General features: G+C 72.3%; 12 protein-coding genes. 6 read left to right on the forward strand and 6 right to left on the reverse strand.

The window, feature by feature from the left end; translation table 11 throughout:
- Window positions 1-43: 43 nt before the first annotated feature.
- The 5 genes from HGA03_RS13775 to HGA03_RS13795 are packed head-to-tail and all read right to left on the reverse strand — an operon-like array spanning window position 44 to window position 5,343.
- The gene (locus HGA03_RS13775) at window positions 44-832 is read right to left on the reverse strand and encodes an ABC transporter ATP-binding protein (RefSeq protein ID WP_168630863.1); all 789 of its coding nucleotides are present in this window, start codon (window positions 830-832) and stop codon (window positions 44-46) included.
- On the reverse strand, window positions 829-1,686 hold the full coding sequence (locus HGA03_RS13780) for an ABC transporter ATP-binding protein (protein WP_168630864.1): 858 nt from the start codon (window positions 1,684-1,686) through the stop codon (window positions 829-831). The genes HGA03_RS13775 and HGA03_RS13780 overlap by 4 nt, the downstream gene beginning before the upstream one ends.
- A complete protein-coding gene (locus HGA03_RS13785; RefSeq protein ID WP_168630865.1) occupies window positions 1,683-2,633 on the reverse strand; it encodes an ABC transporter permease in 951 nt (316 codons plus the stop codon). Before HGA03_RS13785 ends, HGA03_RS13780 begins: the two co-directional genes overlap by 4 nt.
- A 10-nt stretch (window positions 2,634-2,643) precedes the next feature.
- Window positions 2,644-3,636 carry an ABC transporter permease gene (locus HGA03_RS13790; RefSeq protein WP_168630866.1) on the reverse strand — a complete coding sequence of 331 codons (993 nt, stop codon included), beginning with the start codon at window positions 3,634-3,636 and terminating at the stop codon, window positions 2,644-2,646.
- 3 nt (window positions 3,637-3,639) lie between these two features.
- Window positions 3,640-5,343, reverse strand: a complete 1,704-nt coding sequence (locus tag HGA03_RS13795) for an ABC transporter substrate-binding protein (protein ID WP_168630867.1) — start codon at window positions 5,341-5,343, stop codon at window positions 3,640-3,642.
- Between the two features lie 119 nt (window positions 5,344-5,462).
- Between HGA03_RS13795 and HGA03_RS13800 the strand changes: the two genes are divergently transcribed.
- Together HGA03_RS13800 and HGA03_RS13805 are read left to right on the forward strand one after the other, a co-directional pair.
- Window positions 5,463-6,722: an ROK family transcriptional regulator gene (locus HGA03_RS13800; RefSeq protein WP_168630868.1), complete on the forward strand. Its 1,260-nt coding sequence runs from the start codon at window positions 5,463-5,465 to the stop codon at window positions 6,720-6,722.
- Window positions 6,723-6,895: 173 nt separating this feature from the next.
- The gene (locus tag HGA03_RS13805) at window positions 6,896-9,061 is read left to right on the forward strand and encodes an alpha-galactosidase (protein WP_239073602.1); all 2,166 of its coding nucleotides are present in this window, start codon (window positions 6,896-6,898) and stop codon (window positions 9,059-9,061) included.
- Here the strand turns inward: HGA03_RS13805 and HGA03_RS13810 are convergent.
- Window positions 9,058-9,921, reverse strand: coding sequence for a LacI family DNA-binding transcriptional regulator (locus HGA03_RS13810; RefSeq protein ID WP_168630870.1), 864 nt, complete (start codon window positions 9,919-9,921; stop codon window positions 9,058-9,060). The genes HGA03_RS13805 and HGA03_RS13810 overlap by 4 nt on opposite strands.
- A 59-nt stretch (window positions 9,922-9,980) precedes the next feature.
- Between HGA03_RS13810 and HGA03_RS13815 the strand changes: the two genes are divergently transcribed.
- The 4 genes from HGA03_RS13815 (at window position 9,981) to kdpB (ending at window position 15,921) form a co-directional block, all read left to right on the forward strand.
- On the forward strand, window positions 9,981-11,192 hold the full coding sequence (locus HGA03_RS13815) for an ROK family transcriptional regulator (protein ID WP_168630871.1): 1,212 nt from the start codon (window positions 9,981-9,983) through the stop codon (window positions 11,190-11,192).
- Between the two features lie 972 nt (window positions 11,193-12,164).
- A complete protein-coding gene (locus HGA03_RS13820) occupies window positions 12,165-12,254 on the forward strand; it encodes a potassium-transporting ATPase subunit F (protein WP_168630872.1) in 90 nt (29 codons plus the stop codon).
- The gene (kdpA, locus tag HGA03_RS13825; protein ID WP_203767486.1) at window positions 12,251-13,879 is read left to right on the forward strand and encodes a potassium-transporting ATPase subunit KdpA; all 1,629 of its coding nucleotides are present in this window, start codon (window positions 12,251-12,253) and stop codon (window positions 13,877-13,879) included. Before HGA03_RS13820 ends, kdpA begins: the two co-directional genes overlap by 4 nt.
- Window positions 13,879-15,921, forward strand: a complete 2,043-nt coding sequence (kdpB, locus tag HGA03_RS13830) for a potassium-transporting ATPase subunit KdpB (protein ID WP_168630874.1) — start codon at window positions 13,879-13,881, stop codon at window positions 15,919-15,921. Before kdpA ends, kdpB begins: the two co-directional genes overlap by 1 nt.
- Window positions 15,922-15,930: the final 9 nt, after the last annotated feature.

The following is a 15,930-nucleotide window of genomic DNA, read 5'->3' on the forward strand; positions in this document are numbered from 1 at the left end:
GTGCTCGGGTGCTCAGCTGCGGCTGGTGGTGGCGTGAGTGTGGTCAGCCGGTGAGTTCGGCCAGGCGGCGCTCGGGATCGGGGGCGGCCTGGGCGAGCAGCCGGGTGTACTCGTGCTGCGGGTGCAGGATCACGTCGTCGGCGGGGCCACGCTCGACCACCTCGCCGCGGTACAGCACGACGATCTCGTCCGAGAAGTGCCGCGCGGTGGCCAGGTCGTGGGTGATGTACAGGACGCCGAGGTTCTCCTCGCGCTGCAGCCGGGACAGCAGGTTGAGCACGCCCAGCCGGATCGACACGTCCAGCATGGACACCGGCTCGTCGGCGACCAGGATGCCCGGTTCGGGGGCCAGTGCCCGGGCGATCGCCACCCGCTGCCGCTGACCCCCGGACAGCTCGTGCGGGCGCCGCCGGGCGAACTCCGGGTCCAGCCGCACCCGCCGCAGCAGGTCGGTGACCCGGTCCCGGACCTGCGCCGCGGAGAACTCGGGGTGGTGCAGCGCCACCGGCCGGGCCAGGTGGTGGCCGATCGAGTGGTACGGGTTGAGCGAGGCGAACGGGTCCTGGAAGACCATCTGCACCTCGCTGCGATAGTCCCGCAGGCCCTTGCCGCGCCGGGCGACCGGCCTGCCGTCCACCAGGATCTGGCCGGAGGTCGGGCGTTCCAGCTGCATCAGCAGCTTGGCGATCGTCGACTTGCCGGAGCCGGACTGGCCGACCAGGGCGATGGTGCGGCCCGGTTCCAGGGTCAGGCTGACCCGGTCCACCGCCCGCAGCGTCCGCCGGCCCAGCCGGTACTCCTTGACCACGTCGCGCAGTTCCAGGGTGGTCATGCGATCGCCTCCTCGTCGGTGGTCCCGGTGCGCAGGAAGTCGCCGCGCTCGCCGGTCAGGCTGGGGAAGGAGCCCAGCAGGGTGCGGGTGTAGTCGTGCTGGGGGGCGGTGTAGAGGGTGACCGCGTCGGCCAGTTCGACCACCTCGCCGGCCCGCATCACCGCGATCCGGTCGCTGATCTCCAGCAACAGCGGCAGGTCGTGGGTGATGAAGACCACCGCGAAGCCCAGTTCGGCGCGCAGCCGGGTGATCTCACGCAGGATCTCGCGCTGCACCACCACGTCCAGGGCGGTGGTCGGCTCGTCCATGATCAGCACCTGCGGTTCCAGGGCCAGCGCCATCGCGATCATCACCCGCTGCCGCATCCCGCCGGACAGTTCGTGCGGGTAGGCGCGCAGCCGGTCGGCGTCCACCCCGACGCTCTCCAGCAGCTCGGCGCAGCGCCGCCGCCGTTCGGCCTTGGACAGCTGCGGGCGGTGGGTGGTGAGCACGTCCTCCAGCTGCGCCTGGATCCGCAGCACCGGGTTGAGCGAGTTCATCGCGCCCTGGAAGACCATCGCCACCTTGTCCCAGCGGAAGGCGCGCAGGTCCTCGCCGTCCAGGGTGGACAGGTCGATGGCGTAGCCCTCCCGGGAGTGGAACACCACCCGTCCGTCGTCGATCACCGCCGGTGGCTTGAGCAGCCGGGTGATCGCGTAGGCCAGGGTCGACTTCCCGCAGCCGGACTCGCCGGCCAGGCCGAGGATCTCCCCGCGGTACAGGTCGAGGCTGACGTGCTTGACCGCATGGACCGGGGGGTCGACCAGGTAGTCGACGCTGACGTCCTCGATCGAGAGGACCGGGTGCGCGCTCATACCGTGGCCTCCTCGGCCTGGGCCAGCTGCGCCGCGGACATCCGCCACTTCTTGCGCACCGCGCGGGTCTGCGCGCGCAGCTTGGGGTTGATGATCTCGTCGATCGAGAAGTTGATCAGCGACAGCGCCGCGCCGAACACGGCCAGCAGCAGGCCCGGCGGCACGAACCACCACCAGGCGCCCAGTCGCAGGGCCAGGCCGTTCTGGGCGTAGAACAGCATGGTTCCCCAGGTGAACGAGCCGGTGGCGCCCAGTCCGAGGAAGGACAGCCCGGCCTCGCCCAGGATCGCCGCGATGATCGCCAGCACCACCTGGGAGGCCAGCAGCGGGATCAGGTTCGGCAGGATCTCCACCGCCAGGATCCGCCAGCGCTTCTCCCCGGCGACCCGGGCGGCCAGCACGTAGTCCCGGTTGCGCAGGCTGAGCGTGTAGCCGCGCAGCACCCGCGCCGACCCGGCCCAGCTGGTGATCGCCAGCACCACCGCGATCAGCCAGACGCTCTTGTCCGGCACGTAGGAGCTGATCACGATCACCAGCGGCAGGCCGGGGATCACCAGCATGACGTTGCTGAACAGGCTGAACCCCTCGTCCCAGCCGCCGCCGGCGAAGGTGCCGACGATGCCGAAGAACGCGCTCAGCACCAGGGTCAGCACGCCGACCACCAGGCCGATGGTCAGCGAACCGCGGGTGGCGTAGGCGAGCTGGGCGAAGACGTCCTGCCCGGTCTGGGTGGTGCCGAGCAGGTGCTCGCCGGACGGGCCGGTCAGCCCGATGTCCCGGACCGTGGACGGGTTGCCGACCAGGAACGGGCCGACGACGCCGAACAGCACGATCGCGCCGGCCAGGACCAGCCCGGTGATCAGCTTCGGGGTGACCCGGAGGGTGAACCGGCGGGGGACCGGCGCCGCGACGGTCGCCGGGGCCGCTTCCTGCGTGATGGTGGCCATGGAACCCTCCTCAGGTGCGCGCACGGGTGCGCGGGTCGATGAGGCCGTAGAGCAGGTCGACGATCAGGTTGGCGCCGAGCACGGAGAGCGTGATCACCAGGAACACGCCCTGCATCAGCGCGTAGTCGTTGCTGTTGACCGCCATCAGCAGCGCCGAGCCGACCCCGGGGTAGCTGAACACCGCCTCGGTGACGATCGACCCGGCGACGACGAAGCCGAGCGAGATCGCGAAGCCGGACACCGAGGGCAGCACCGCGTTGCGGGCGGCGTAGGCCATCCGGATCCGGCGCGGTCGCAGGCCCTTGGCCTCGGCGGTGACGATGTAGTCCTCGGACAGCGTGGACACCATCATGTTGCGCATCCCGAGCATCCAGCCGCCGATCGAGCTGATCACGATGGTCAGCGCCGGCAGCGTGCCGTGTTGCACCACCGAACCGAGGAAGCCCCAGCTCAGCTCCGGTCCGGCATAGGTCCACACGTCGTAGCCGCCGTTCAGCGGGAAGACCTGCCAGATGCTGCCGAACAGGAACAGCAGCAGCAGTGCCAGCCAGAAGTACGGCACCGACTGCAGCATGGTGGTGAACGGGATCAGGTTGTCCAGCCACGAGCCGCGCTTCCAGCCCGCGAAGGTGCCCAGCCCGACCCCGATCACGAACGACAGCACCGTCGACAGCCCGATCAGGCCCACCGTCCACGGCAGGGTCTGGCCGATGATCTCGCCCACCCCCGCCGGGAAGTAGGCCACCGAGGTGCCCAGGTCACCGGTGACCAGGGCGTGCAGGTAGTCGACGTACTGCTGCCACCAGGAGGCGGAGGAGTCGGTGCCGAGCAGCGCCTCCACCGCCTCCCGGGTGGCCGGGCTGACGGGGCCCTTCGTCGCCAGCTTCGACAGCATGATGTCCACCGGATCGCCGGGCATCAGCCGCGGGATGACGAAGTTGATCGTCAGCGCCGCCCACAGCGCCACGGCGTAGAAGCCGAGTTTCTGCAGGAAGTAGCGCACCTGTCAGCCGACCGGCTCGATGGTCTTGAGCACCTGGCCGTTGTCCCAGGACTTCCAGGACGCCGGCATCGCGTAGGTGTCCTCGTCGGTGGGCCAGCCGGTGGCACGCGAGGTGTTGAACTCGGTCAGCATCGAGTTGACGTAGATCGGGATGTACGGGAACTGCTCGGTGATGACCTCCTGGATCTGGGCGTAGGCCTCCTGCTGCACCGCCTCGTCCGAGGTAGAGCGGGCGGTCTCCAGGGCGGCGTCCACCGTGGGGTCGGAGAACCGGGAGGCGTTGCCGGCCGAGGCGGACTCGCCGACCGGCACCGTGGAGTCGGTGGCGTAGAACTTGTTGTAGGTGAAGTACGGGTTGCTGGACGCGCCCAGGCCGATCGAGTCCAGGCTGAGCTGGAAGTTGCCGCCGGTCTGCGCCGCGCTCCACTCGTTCCAGGACACCTGGGTCGGCTTGAGCTCGATGCCGACCTCGGCCAGCTGCTGGGTCATCGCGTCGTTCAGCGAGATGTAGTCCGACCAGCCGGTGACGGTCTGGATGGTCAGCGACAGCCGCTCGCCGTCCTTGGTGCGGATGCCGTCCGACCCGGCGACCCAGCCGGCGTCGTCCAGGATCTGCTCGGCGGTGGCGGTGTCCGCGGCCTGCGGGATCTCGACCTGGTCCGGGTCGGCGATCCACTTCTGGTCGCGCTCGGGCAGCAGCATGGTGGGGGAGGCCACCCCGGCGAAGCCGCCGCCGGCCAGGTTGTTCAGCTGGTCGCGGTTGAGTGCGTGGTAGATCGCCTGGCGCACCGCGGGGTCGGTCTGCGGGCCGGTGCAGCCCAGGTCGGCGTTCGCGCAGGCGACCATCACGGTGGTCAGCGCGGGGGTGTTCACGTAGGAGATGTCCTCGTTGCCCTTGATGATGTCCTCCAGCCCGGGCAGGAAGGCGCTCATCCAGTCCACGTCCCCGGCGACCAGGGAGGCACTGGCCGAGTCGGCGTTCTCCAGCGAGATGTAGCGCACCTGGTGGATGGCCGGCTCGCCGCCCCAGTAGTCCGGGTTCGAGGCCAGCACGTAGGACTGCGCGGAGAACGAGTCCACCGTGAACGCGCCGGTGCCGACCGGGTCGGAGTTCACCTCGGTGGTCGGGTCTGCGACGTCCTTCCAGATGTGCTCCGGCACGATCGCCTGGTTGCCGAGCACCTGGGGCTCCTGCATGAACGAGGTCTCCGGGAAGGTCAGCACCGCGGTGTGCTCGTCGGTGGCCTCCGCGGTGGCCGCGATGCCGCCGGTGTTCAGCGCCGGGGTCTCGTGGATCAGGTTGAAGGTGAAGGCGACGTCCTCGGCGGTGAACGGCTCCCCGTCCGACCAGGTCACGTCGTCGCGGGTGGTGATGGTCAGCTCGGTGCCGTCGTCGTTCCAGGAGAAGTCGGTGGCCAGCAGCGGCTCGGGGTCCACGTCGGCGGCCAGGTTGTAGTAGTACAGCGGCTCGAAGATCACGCCCAGCGTCGGCTGCAGCGCGGTGGTGGAGAACGGGTTGAAGTTCTCGGTGATGGTGCCGGTGGCGCCGTTGAAGATCGTGATCGATCCGTCGCCGCCACCGGTGGAACCGCCGCCGCCTCCGCCACCCCCGCCGCAGGCGGACAGGGCGAGTGCGGCGACCGTCAGGGCGGCGGTGCTGATCACGGCCCGGCGCGGGCCGTGCGTGCTGCGCGAGCTCAGGAACATCGTTGGTCCTCTCCCCGGCCGACCGCGGGTGCATGTCGGCTCCGACATCGCCCCCGCCGTCATCGGCGGGGTCGGGGAGATTCTTGCCCCACTAAATTTAGTACGTCAAGATACTGCCCATGTCACCGACGACCCGGGCCCGCGTGCTCGACCTGCTGCGCACCGCGGGCACGCTCAGCCGGGTGGAACTGGCCGACCGCACCGGCCTGACCCCCGCGACCATCACCCATGCCGTCCGTGACCTGATCGGCGACGGACTGGTGCACGAGGTCGGCCGCGCCCGCTCCAACGGCGGCTCACCCCGGCGGCTGCTGGAACTGGTCGCCGACGCCCGGTACGCGGTCGGCGTGCAGCTGGACCGCTGCCGGACCACCGTCGTGGTCACCGACTTCCTCGGCCGCAGGCTGGCCGGCACCGTGCTGCCCGGCGTCGGCCGTGGCGAACCCGCCGCCACCCTGGCCGCCCTCGCCGCCGAGGTGGAGCTGCTGCTGGCCGAGGCCGCCGTCCCGCGTGGCCGGGTGCTCGGCCTCGGGCTGGTCACCCACGGGCCCCAGGACCGGATCCGCGGCGTGATCCGCACCGCCCAGCCCACCCCCGCCTGGCAGGACTTCCCGCTCACCGCCACGCTGTCCGCCCTGCTCGGCCTGCCCGTGCTGCTGGAGAACGACGCCACCGCCGCCGCTGTCGGCGAACAGTGGGCGGGCGACGCCGGGACCGACACCTTCGGGGTGCTCTACCTGGCCAGCGGCATCGGCGGCGGCGTCATCCTCGGTGGCGACGTCTACGGCGACGACACCGCCAACGTGGTCGAGGTCGGGCACATCCCGCTCGACCCCACCTGGTCCGGGGTGTGCGGCTGCGGCAACACCGGTTGCACCGAACAACTCGCCGGCCCCGCCGCCGTGGTCCGCGAGGCCGCCCTGCTGCCCGGGGTCCGCGACCGGCTCGGCCTGACCGGCGACGGCGATCGGCTGCTGGACGACTTCGACGCCCTGGCCCGGGCCGCCCGGGATGGCGACGCCCCGGTGCGGCACGTGTTGGACCGCGCCGCCGCCCATCTGGGCGCGGCCGCCGTCACCCTGATGAACCTGTTCGACCTGGACACCGTCGTGCTGGCCGGGCCGGGGTTCGCCGTGGCCGGCCCGGTCGTGCTGGCCGCAGCCCGCCCGGTGGTGGAACGCGGCGCCCTCGCCCGGCTGCTGCGCCCGGTCCAGCTCCGGGTCTCCGCGGACCCGGAGTCGGTCGCGGCCATCGGCGGTGCGCTGGTCGTGCTGCGGGGATCGCGGGGCAGTGAGCCGTCCACAGCGGCCGTGGGGGCGCCGACGTCCCCAGCCGTGCAGGTGGGGGCTGTGTGGGGGGAGGGAGTGGTGCCAGCATGACAGCGGGGGGTGGCCCCGCGGACCGGCCCGGCCACGGACCCCCCGGCGACCACCGATCACCCCGCCCAGCCCCACACGCCGCTCGCCCGCCGCCGGGCCCGACCACCACCGGCCCGCCACGCCGACCCGATCAGGCCCGACCCCGACCCGCCACCCCCGCCCTGGAGCCCCACGTGACCGCCACGCCCACGCCCCGCCCCGCCGACGCCCCGGTCCTGCTCCGCCGCGACGGGGTGGCCCTCCTGCTCGACCCGCAGCCCACCGGCCTGCCCGCCGTCCTGCACTGGGGCACCGACCCGGGCGAGCTGTCCGGCGCCGACCTGCTGGCCTGGCGTGACGCCGTCGGCCGGCAGTCCGCCCCGGCCACCCTGGACGCCGCCTGGCAGGCGAACCTCCTGCCGCAGGAGACCGACGGCTGGTCCGGCCGTCCCGGCAGTCAGCTGGTCCGCGACGGGGTGCTGCTCACCCCGGTGTGGCGGGTGGAGTCGATCACCGCTGGCCCGGACCGCGCCACCGTCCGGGCCGTCGACACCGCGAACGGCCTGCACCTGGATCTGGACCTGGCGTTCAGCCCGGGTGGTCTGCTCGGCCTGCGGCACCGGCTCACCGTGGCCGAGGATGCCCCGGCCCCGGTCGAGGTGTCCTGGCTGGAGGCCACGCTGCCGGTGCCGTCCCGCGCGCACCTGCTGACCAGCTTCACCGGCCGGTGGACCCGGGAGAAGGCGCCGGTGACCGGGGAACTGCCGCCCGGGGCGGTGCTGCGCCAGTCCCGCCGTGGCCGCCCCGGACACGACCAGCCCTGGTTGTACGCCCTGAGCACCGACCGCCCCCGGAACCGCGACGGCGAGGTCTGGGCGGTGCACCTGGGCTGGCCGGCGGACACCGGCTACCGCACCGACCGGTCGCCGGAGTTCCCGACCCTGCTCGGCGCGGGGGAACTGCTGCGCCCGGGGGAGCTCGTGCTCGGACCCGGTCAGGCGTACACCGCCCCGACCGCCTGGTTCGCCTGGTCCGACCGCGGGCTGGACGGCATCACCGCCCGCTTCCACCGGCATCTGCGTCACCGGCCGCAGCACCCGCGCCGGGAACGGCCGCTGGTGCTGAACACCTGGGAGGCCGTGTACTTCGACCACGACCCGGCCACCGTGCTGCGGCTGGCCGACCGGGCGGCGGAGATCGGCGTCGAGCGCTTCGTCCTGGACGACGGCTGGTTCCCGGCTCGCCGGGACGACACCCGCGGACTGGGCGACTGGAGCGTCGATCGCACGGTCTGGCCGCAGGGACTGGCCCCGCTGGCGGAGCATGTGCGCGCCCGCGGGATGGAGTTCGGGCTCTGGGTCGAACCGGAGATGGTCAATCTGGACTCGGACCTGGCGCGCGCCCACCCGGACTGGCTGCTGCACGACCCCGCGGCGGTGCCCGGGCCGGACGGGTTGTCCTGGCGCTCGCAGTGGGTGCTGGATGTCGCCCGGCCGGAGGCCTACGAGTACCTGCTCGGCCGGCTGTCGGCGCTGGTCGAGGACCTGGGGATCGCGTTCCTCAAGTGGGATCACAACCGTGACCTGGTGGACGCCCGGCACGGCGGCCGCCCCGGCGTGCACGCCCAGACCGTCGCGGTGCTGCGCCTGATGGCCGAGCTGAAGGCCGCGCACCCGGGGCTGGAGATCGAGTCCTGCTCCTCCGGCGGCGCCCGCAGCGACCTCGGCGTGCTGGAGGTGACCGACCGGGTGTGGGCGTCGGACTCCAACGACGCGGTCGAGCGCCAGGACATCCAGCGCTGGACCGGCCTGCTGCTGCCGCCCGAGCTGGTCGGCAGCCACGTCGGCCCGACCACCGCCCACTCCTCGGGCCGTACCGTCGGCCTGTCCTACCGGCTGGCGACCGCCCTGATCGGCTCGGCGGGCTTCGAGTGGCACCTCACGGCGTGCCCGCCAGAGGAGGTCGAGGTGTTGCGCCGGTTCGGGGCGCTGTACCGGGAACTGCGGGGCGTGATCCACCACGGCGAGGCGGTGCAGGGCGACCTGCGCGACCCGGCCTGGCGGCTGACCGGGGCGGTGCTGCCCGAGCGGGCGGTCTACGTGCTCGCCACCGTCGCCACCCTGGCGGACGCCCGGCCGGAACCGATCCGGCTGCCCGGCCTGGACCCGGAGCGCCACTACCGGCTGCGGGTCCGGGACGAGGTCGGCACCGCGCGCTGGGCCCCGGGCACCCCGCCCTGGATCGCGGCGGGGGAAGTCACCCTGCCCGGCCGGGTGCTGACCGAGGTGGGGGTGCAGGTGCCGTGCCTGTGGCCGGTGCAGGCGCTGGTGCTCGACGCCGAGGCGGTGCCGGCCGGCTAGACCCCGGCCGGGACCGGTGCCGGCCCGGTCGACTCGCGGGCGACCACCCGGACCTGGGCGGCACGGCCCGGCCGGGTGGCACGGCCCGCGGCGGTGTCCAGCAGTGCCGCCGCGGTGGCCGCCCCCAGGTCGTGCACGTCCCGGCTGACCACCGACAATGCCGGGCGGGCCAGGCGGCACTGGTCGGAGTCGTCCCAGGCCAGCAGCGAGAGGTCGTCCGGCACCCGCAGCCCCAGTTCCGCGGCGACCGCCAGCCCGGCCACCGCCATCACGTCGTTGTCGTAGACGATCGCGGTCGGGGGCACCGGGTCGCCGAGCAGGGAGCGGGTCGCCGCCGCCCCGCTGGCCGCCCCGTAGTCGCCCTCGGCCAGCACCCCGGTCAGCCCGGGCTCGTCCAGCGCCCGCCGGAAGGCGCTGCTGCGTGCCCGGCTGTGCAGGAACCGCTCCGGCCCGCCGACCCGCCCGATCCGCCGGTGCCCGAGCCCGACCAGATGCTGCACCGCCACCCGCATGGCCGCACCGTTGTCGTAGTCGTCCACCACCGGCAGGCCCCAGGCCGGGTCGCCGCCGAGCAGCACCACCGGCAGCCCGGCGCCGGCGCACACCTGCGCCCGGTCGTCGCCGTCGATCAGGTCGGTCACCACCACCGCGTCCACCAGGCGCAACTGCGCCCAGCGCCGGTACAACGCCAGCTCGGCCGCCCGGTCCTCGGCGGTGACCAGCAGCATCGACGCGCCCCGCGGATCGAGGTGTTCCTCCACCCCCGCCAGCAGGTCACGGTAGAAGGGTGTCAACGGGCCGTCCCCCGGACCGTCGGTCAGCACCAGGCCGAACCGCAGACGGTCACCATCGCTCGTCATGCCCGTGAGTATGGCGCGCCCGGCCCGTGGGGGACAGCGCACCCCCCATACTGGTCGGCATGTCCGAAGGGTCGGGCCGGCGCGCGGCACGGAGCACGTCGCCCTCCCGCGGCCGGGTGCTGGACCTGGTCCGCACCCGTGCGCCGATCAGCCGGGTCGAGCTCGCCGAGCTGACCGGTCTGACCCAGGCCGCGATCTCGCACGCCGTCCGGGCCCTGATCGACGACGGACTGCTGGTGGAGACCGACCAGCGCACCTACACCGGCGGCAAACCCCGGGTGCTGCTCAGCCTCAACCCGCGGGCCCGGTGCGGCATCGGGGTGCAGCTCGGCGCCGACTGGATCGTGCTGGTGGTCGCCGACGCCGCCGGGCAGGTGGTGGCCCGCGCGCGGCTGCGTGGTGCGCGCGACCGCGACCCCGCCGAGGTGGTCGCGGACATCGCCACCGAACTCGACGTGCTGCTGCGCGCCGCCGGGGTCGAGCCCGCCGCCGTGGTCGGGATCGGGGTGGTCGCCCCCGGCGCCCTCGACCTGGAACGCGGCGCGATCCTGGTCTCCCGGAGCCTGGAACGCTGGCAGGGCTTCGGACTGCGCGACGCCCTCGCCGGCGCCACCGGCCTGCCGGTCCTGCTGGACAACGACGCCACCGCCGCCGCGGTCGGCGAGTTCTGGAGCGGCCGGATCGCCGGGTCGCTGGCGCACTGCACGCTGTACATGGGCGCGAGCATCGGCGCCGGGATCGTGGTCGGCGGCTCGGTCTACCGCGGCGCCAGCTCCAACACCGGCCCGCTGGGACGGATGCGGTTGCGCGGCCCGGACGCCGGCACCGTCGAGGACCTGGCCGGCCCGCGCGCGGTCGCCGCCCGGGTCCGGGCCGCCCTGGCCGACGGCCGGACCTCCACCGTCCGGCTCAGCGCCGACCAGGACCCGTTCCTCGACTTCACCGCGGTCACCGCCGCCGCCGTGCATGGCGACCCGCTGTGCCACGAGCTGATCGAGGAGTCCGCCGACTACCTGGCCGACGCCGCGATCACCGTGGCGAACCTGCTCGACCTGGACTCCCTGGTGCTGGCCGGTCCGTCCTTCACCACGGCGGGGGCGATCTACCTGCGAGCCGTCCAGGACCGGATCGCCCAGGAGTTCTTCCCGGCGGCCCGGCACCAGGTGCGGGTGATGCTCTCCGGCCAGGTCGCGGACGCCGCCGCGGTGGGCGCAGCAGCCCTGGTGCTGCAGGAGGAACTGGCGCCGCGCCACCTGATCGCCCGGCACTGACCGGACCACTCACCGCGCACCGCCACACCCCCACATCCCGCACAGCGGGCACTCAGCCTGACCGCCGAGACCTCCCACCGGCCGCTCAGGCGCCGTACCGACCACTACCACAGCGACCCAGCAGGCGGGTCCGGCAGCAGGGCCACCCGCCGTCGCAGGGGGCGAAATGTCGCGACGCACGCGGGGTGGGAACGAATAGGATGAATGCGATCTCTATCGCGGTGGGTGCTGTCCCCATACTCGCCGCGGCGGCTCTGGCCATCTGGTTCACTCCGGCGAGCAAGTGGATCGAGGGCGTCCTGGAGTACGTCAACCCGTACAAGTATGTCCTTCCGCGAAGGACGTTCATGGCTGCCATCATCGTGTTTCTCACGTCGTTTGGTGTGGTGATCGCGTGTACCGGGTTTGAGTAGTGCCGGCGCGCTGAGGTGGCGGAGTCGGGTGCGGTCCGCCGCCGACGGGTGCGCCTGGCCGATGCCACCGACCACCGCGCGCATCGCCCACATCGACCACTTCACCCCAAATGCCCGAACCATTCAATTCGCCAGTCTCACCCCGCCCCTTACCTCCGGTGCTATTCCGGCGTAATTTATCCGTGGCACCCATGGGGGTATTCCGGGTGCCCGCCGGCCCGGGTCGGGGGACCGTCACCGCCGCACCGTCCGGGCCGGAGGGGTGGGCCGCCGCGGCCGGGCAGGGGGAGACCGTGGCGGCCCACCTTGCTCGGTGGCCGGGCCCGTCGTGAGCGGGCCGTGAGGACCCGGACCGGACCCGTTCGGAATCCGTGAGGACGCTCGCGCGCACCGGTGCGGCGGGCCTTCCATCGAGTCGTGCCGCTGATCGGCACCCGGGTGGCGGCTGCCCCCGGTCGACGGAATCAACGGGAGTCCTCGTGCTCGACCTGGTCTTCGTGCTGGGCGTTCTGGCCCTCTTCGCCCTGGTGGGGCTGGTCGCGGTGGGGGTCGAGAAGCTGTGATCGTGCTGGATGTGGTCGCGGCCGTGCTGGGGGTGGCCGCGGTGGCCTACCTGGTGTGGGCGCTGGTGAAGCCGGAGCGGTTCTGATGGCCGCGGCGGCGATCGCACAGGCGGCGACGGTGGTCGTGATCCTGGCGGCGGCGTACCGGCCGGTGGGCGACTGGATGGCGCACGTGTACTCCTCGGCCCGGGACTGGCGGGTGGAGCGCGGGCTGTACCGGCTGCTGGGCGTGGACCCGGGGCAGGAGCAGACCTGGCGCGGGTACCTGCGCGGGGTGCTGGCGTTCTCGCTGGTGAGCGTGCTGCTGGTGTACCTGTTGCAGCGGGTGCAGAGCTGGCTGCCCTTCGATCTGGGGTTGCCGGACCCGGGGGCGCACCTGAGTTTCAACACGGCGATCTCGTTCGTGGCGAACACGAACTGGCAGTCGTACTCGCCGGAGGCGACGCTCGGGTACGCGGTGCAGGCGCTGGGCCTGGCGGTGCAGAACTTCGTGTCGGCCGCGGTGGGCATGGCGGTGGCGATCGCACTGGTCCGGGGCTTCGCGCGGCGGCGGTCGGCGACGATTGGCAACTTCTGGGTGGACCTCACCCGGGGGCTGACCCGGATCCTGGTGCCGATCAGTGTGCTGGCGGCGGTGGTGCTGCTGGCGAGCGGGGTGATCCAGAACTGGCACGGGTTCACCGAGGTGACCACCCTGACCGGCGGCGCCCAGTCGATCCCCGGTGGACCGGTGGCCTCGCAGGAGGCGATCAAACTGCTCGGCACGAATGGTGGCGGGTTCTTCAATGCGAACTCGGCGCACCCGTTCGAGAATCCCTCGGCCTGGACGAATCTGGTCGAGGTGATCCTGATGTTGCTGATCCCGTTCAGTCTGCCCCGGACATTCGGGCGAATGGTCGGGAACAACAAGCAGGGATATGCCATTCTCGGCACGATGGCCGGGCTGTTCCTGGTGTCGCTGACCGTCCTGACCGTGCTGGAGACCGCGAACGGGTCGATGGAGGGCAAGGAGCAGCGGTTCGGGATCGCGGGGACCACGCTGTTCGGCTCGACCAGCACCCTGACGTCCACCGGCGCGGTGAACGGGATGCACGACAGCTTCAGCGCCCTGGGCGGGATGCTGCCGATGCTGAACATGATGCTGGGCGAGGTCGCGCCGGGCGGAGTCGGCTCCGGGCTGTACGGGATGCTGGTCCTGGCGGTGATCGCGGTGTTCATCGGCGGCCTGATGGTCGGCCGGACGCCGGAGTACCTGGGCAAGAAGATCGGGCCGCGGGAGATCAAGCTCGCGGCGCTGTACATCCTGGTCACGCCGACCCTGGTGCTGGCCGGCACCGCCGCGACGGTGAGCATCCCGGACATCCGGGACCTGACCGCGAACCCGGGCGTGCACGGCTTCAGCGAGATCCTGTACGCCTTCACCTCCGCGGCGAACAACAACGGGTCGGCCTTCGCGGGGCTGACCGCGAACACCCCGTGGATGAACACCGCACTCGGGGTGGCGATGCTGCTCGGCCGGTTGCTGCCGATCGTGTTCGTCCTGGCGCTGGCCGGGTCGCTGGCGGCGCAGGACGCCGTACCGGAGACCGCGGGCACGCTGCCCACCCACCGGCCGCAGTTCGTCGGCCTGCTCGCGGGCGTCACGGTGATCGTGACCGCCCTGACCTACTTCCCGGTGCTCGCACTGGGCCCACTGGCGGAAGGCCTGTGATGACTGCCCTGATGACCCCTCCGGCCACCCCGTCGATCCTGCGCACGCCGCCGGGACGGGCGCAGTACCGGGAGGCGCTGCGCAAGCTGGACCCCCGGGTGATGTGGCACAACCCGGTGATGTTCGTGGTCGAGGCCGGTGCGGCGCTGACCACGCTGCTGGCGATCGCCGAGCCGTTCCTCGGTGGGCCGGAGGACTCCGGTGGTTCGCCGGTGCCGGTCGGCTTCACCGCGGCGATCGCGGTCTGGCTGTGGTTGACCGTGCTGTTCGCCAACCTGGCCGAGTCGGTGGCCGAGGGCCGCGGCAAGGCTCAGGCGGAGAGCCTGCGCCAGACCCGGACCAGCACCGTGGCGCACGTGGTCGCGGATGTCGACGCGACGACGTGGACCGAGCGGTCCTCGGCGGAACTGGTGATCGGCGACCTGGTGGTGGTGAGCGCGGGGGAGCTGATCCCCGGCGACGGCGACATCGTGGCGGGCATCGCCTCGGTGGACGAGTCGGCGATCACCGGCGAGTCCGCGCCGGTGGTGCGCGAGTCCGGCGGCGACCGCAGTGCGGTGACCGGCGGCATCCGGGTGCTGTCGGACCGGATCGTGGTGCGGATCACCTCCACCCCCGGCCAGACCTTCGTGGACCGGATGATCGCGCTGGTGGAGGGCGCCGCCCGGCAGAAGACCCCGAACGAGATCGCGCTGAACATCCTGCTGGCCAGCCTGTCGGTGGTCTTCGTGATCGTCGCCCTGACCCTGGGCCCGATCGCCAGGTTCTCCGGGGCGGCGGTGAGCGTGCCGGTGCTGGTGGCGCTGCTGGTCTGCCTGATCCCGACCACGATCGGCGCACTGCTGTCCGCGATCGGCATCGCCGGGATGGACCGGCTGGTGCAGCGCAACGTGCTGGCGATGTCCGGCCGGGCGGTGGAGGCGGCCGGCGACGTGACCACGCTGCTGCTGGACAAGACCGGCACGATCACCTACGGCAACCGGCAGGCGGTGGCGTTCCGCCCGCTGGCCGGGGTGAGCGAGCACGAGCTGGCCGAGGCGGCCGCGCTGTCCTCGCTGGGCGACCCGACGCCGGAGGGTGCCAGCATCGTGACGCTGGCGGCCGGCCAGGGGATCAGCCCGCGGGCCCGCGGGCTGATCGTGCCGTTCACCGCCCAGACCCGGATGAGCGGGGTCGACCTGCCGGACGGCACGGTGATCCGCAAGGGTGCCGGCTCGGTGATGGTCAGCGACCCGGCACTGGACGTGATCGTCGAGGAGATCGCCCAGCAGGGCGGCACCCCGCTGGTGGTGGCGGTCGACGACCGGCCGCTCGGGGTGGTGCACCTGAAGGACGTGGTCAAGCCCGGCCTGACCGAGCGCTTCGCCGAGCTGCGGGCGATGGGCATCCGCACGGTGATGATCACCGGTGACAACCCGCTCACCGCCCGGGCGATCGCCGCCGAGGCCGGAGTGGACGACTTCCTGGCCGAGGCCACCCCGGAGGACAAGCTGGAGCTGATCCGCCGCGAACAGGCCGGCGGCAACCTGGTCGCGATGACCGGCGACGGGACGAACGACGCCCCGGCGCTGGCGCAGGCGGATGTCGGGGTGGCGATGAACACCGGCACCTCGGCCGCCAAGGAGGCCGGGAACATGGTCGACCTGGACTCGGACCCGACCAAGCTGATCGACATCGTCCGGATCGGCAAGCAGTTGCTGATCACCCGCGGGGCACTGACCACGTTCTCGATCGCCAACGACGTGGCCAAGTACTTCGCGATCATCCCGGCCCTGTTCGCCGGGGTGTTCCCGGGTCTGGCGGTGCTGAACATCATGGGCCTGTCCAGCCCGGCCTCGGCGATCATGTCCGCGATCATCTTCAACGCGCTGATCATCGTGGCCCTGATCCCGCTGGCCCTGCGCGGGGTGCGGTACCGCCCGCTGCCCGCGACCAAGATCCTCGGCCGCAACCTGCTGGTCTACGGACTCGGCGGTGTGGTCGCCCCCTTCCTCGGCATCAAGCTGATCGACCTGGTCGTCAGCCTGCTGCCCGGTTTCTGAACTGGAGTC

The sequence above is a fragment of the Cellulomonas denverensis genome, from assembly GCF_012396125.1.
Classification (GTDB): domain Bacteria; phylum Actinomycetota; class Actinomycetes; order Actinomycetales; family Cellulomonadaceae; genus Cellulomonas; species Cellulomonas denverensis.

Bases quoted from the DNA above. Each gene is read 5' to 3' on its own strand.
- HGA03_RS13795 (WP_168630867.1), bottom strand. From the start codon at position 5,343: ATGTTCCTGAGCTCGCGCAGCACGCACGGCCCGCGCCGGGCCGTGATC.
- HGA03_RS13780 (WP_168630864.1), bottom strand. From the start codon at position 1,686: ATGAGCGCGCACCCGGTCCTCTCGATCGAGGACGTCAGCGTCGACTAC.
- HGA03_RS13800 (WP_168630868.1), top strand. From the start codon at position 5,463: ATGTCACCGACGACCCGGGCCCGCGTGCTCGACCTGCTGCGCACCGCG.
- kdpB (WP_168630874.1), top strand. From the start codon at position 13,879: ATGACTGCCCTGATGACCCCTCCGGCCACCCCGTCGATCCTGCGCACG.
- HGA03_RS13815 (WP_168630871.1), top strand. From the start codon at position 9,981: ATGTCCGAAGGGTCGGGCCGGCGCGCGGCACGGAGCACGTCGCCCTCC.
- HGA03_RS13810 (WP_168630870.1), bottom strand. From the start codon at position 9,921: ATGACGAGCGATGGTGACCGTCTGCGGTTCGGCCTGGTGCTGACCGAC.
- HGA03_RS13785 (WP_168630865.1), bottom strand. From the start codon at position 2,633: ATGGCCACCATCACGCAGGAAGCGGCCCCGGCGACCGTCGCGGCGCCG.
- HGA03_RS13775 (WP_168630863.1), bottom strand. From the start codon at position 832: ATGACCACCCTGGAACTGCGCGACGTGGTCAAGGAGTACCGGCTGGGC.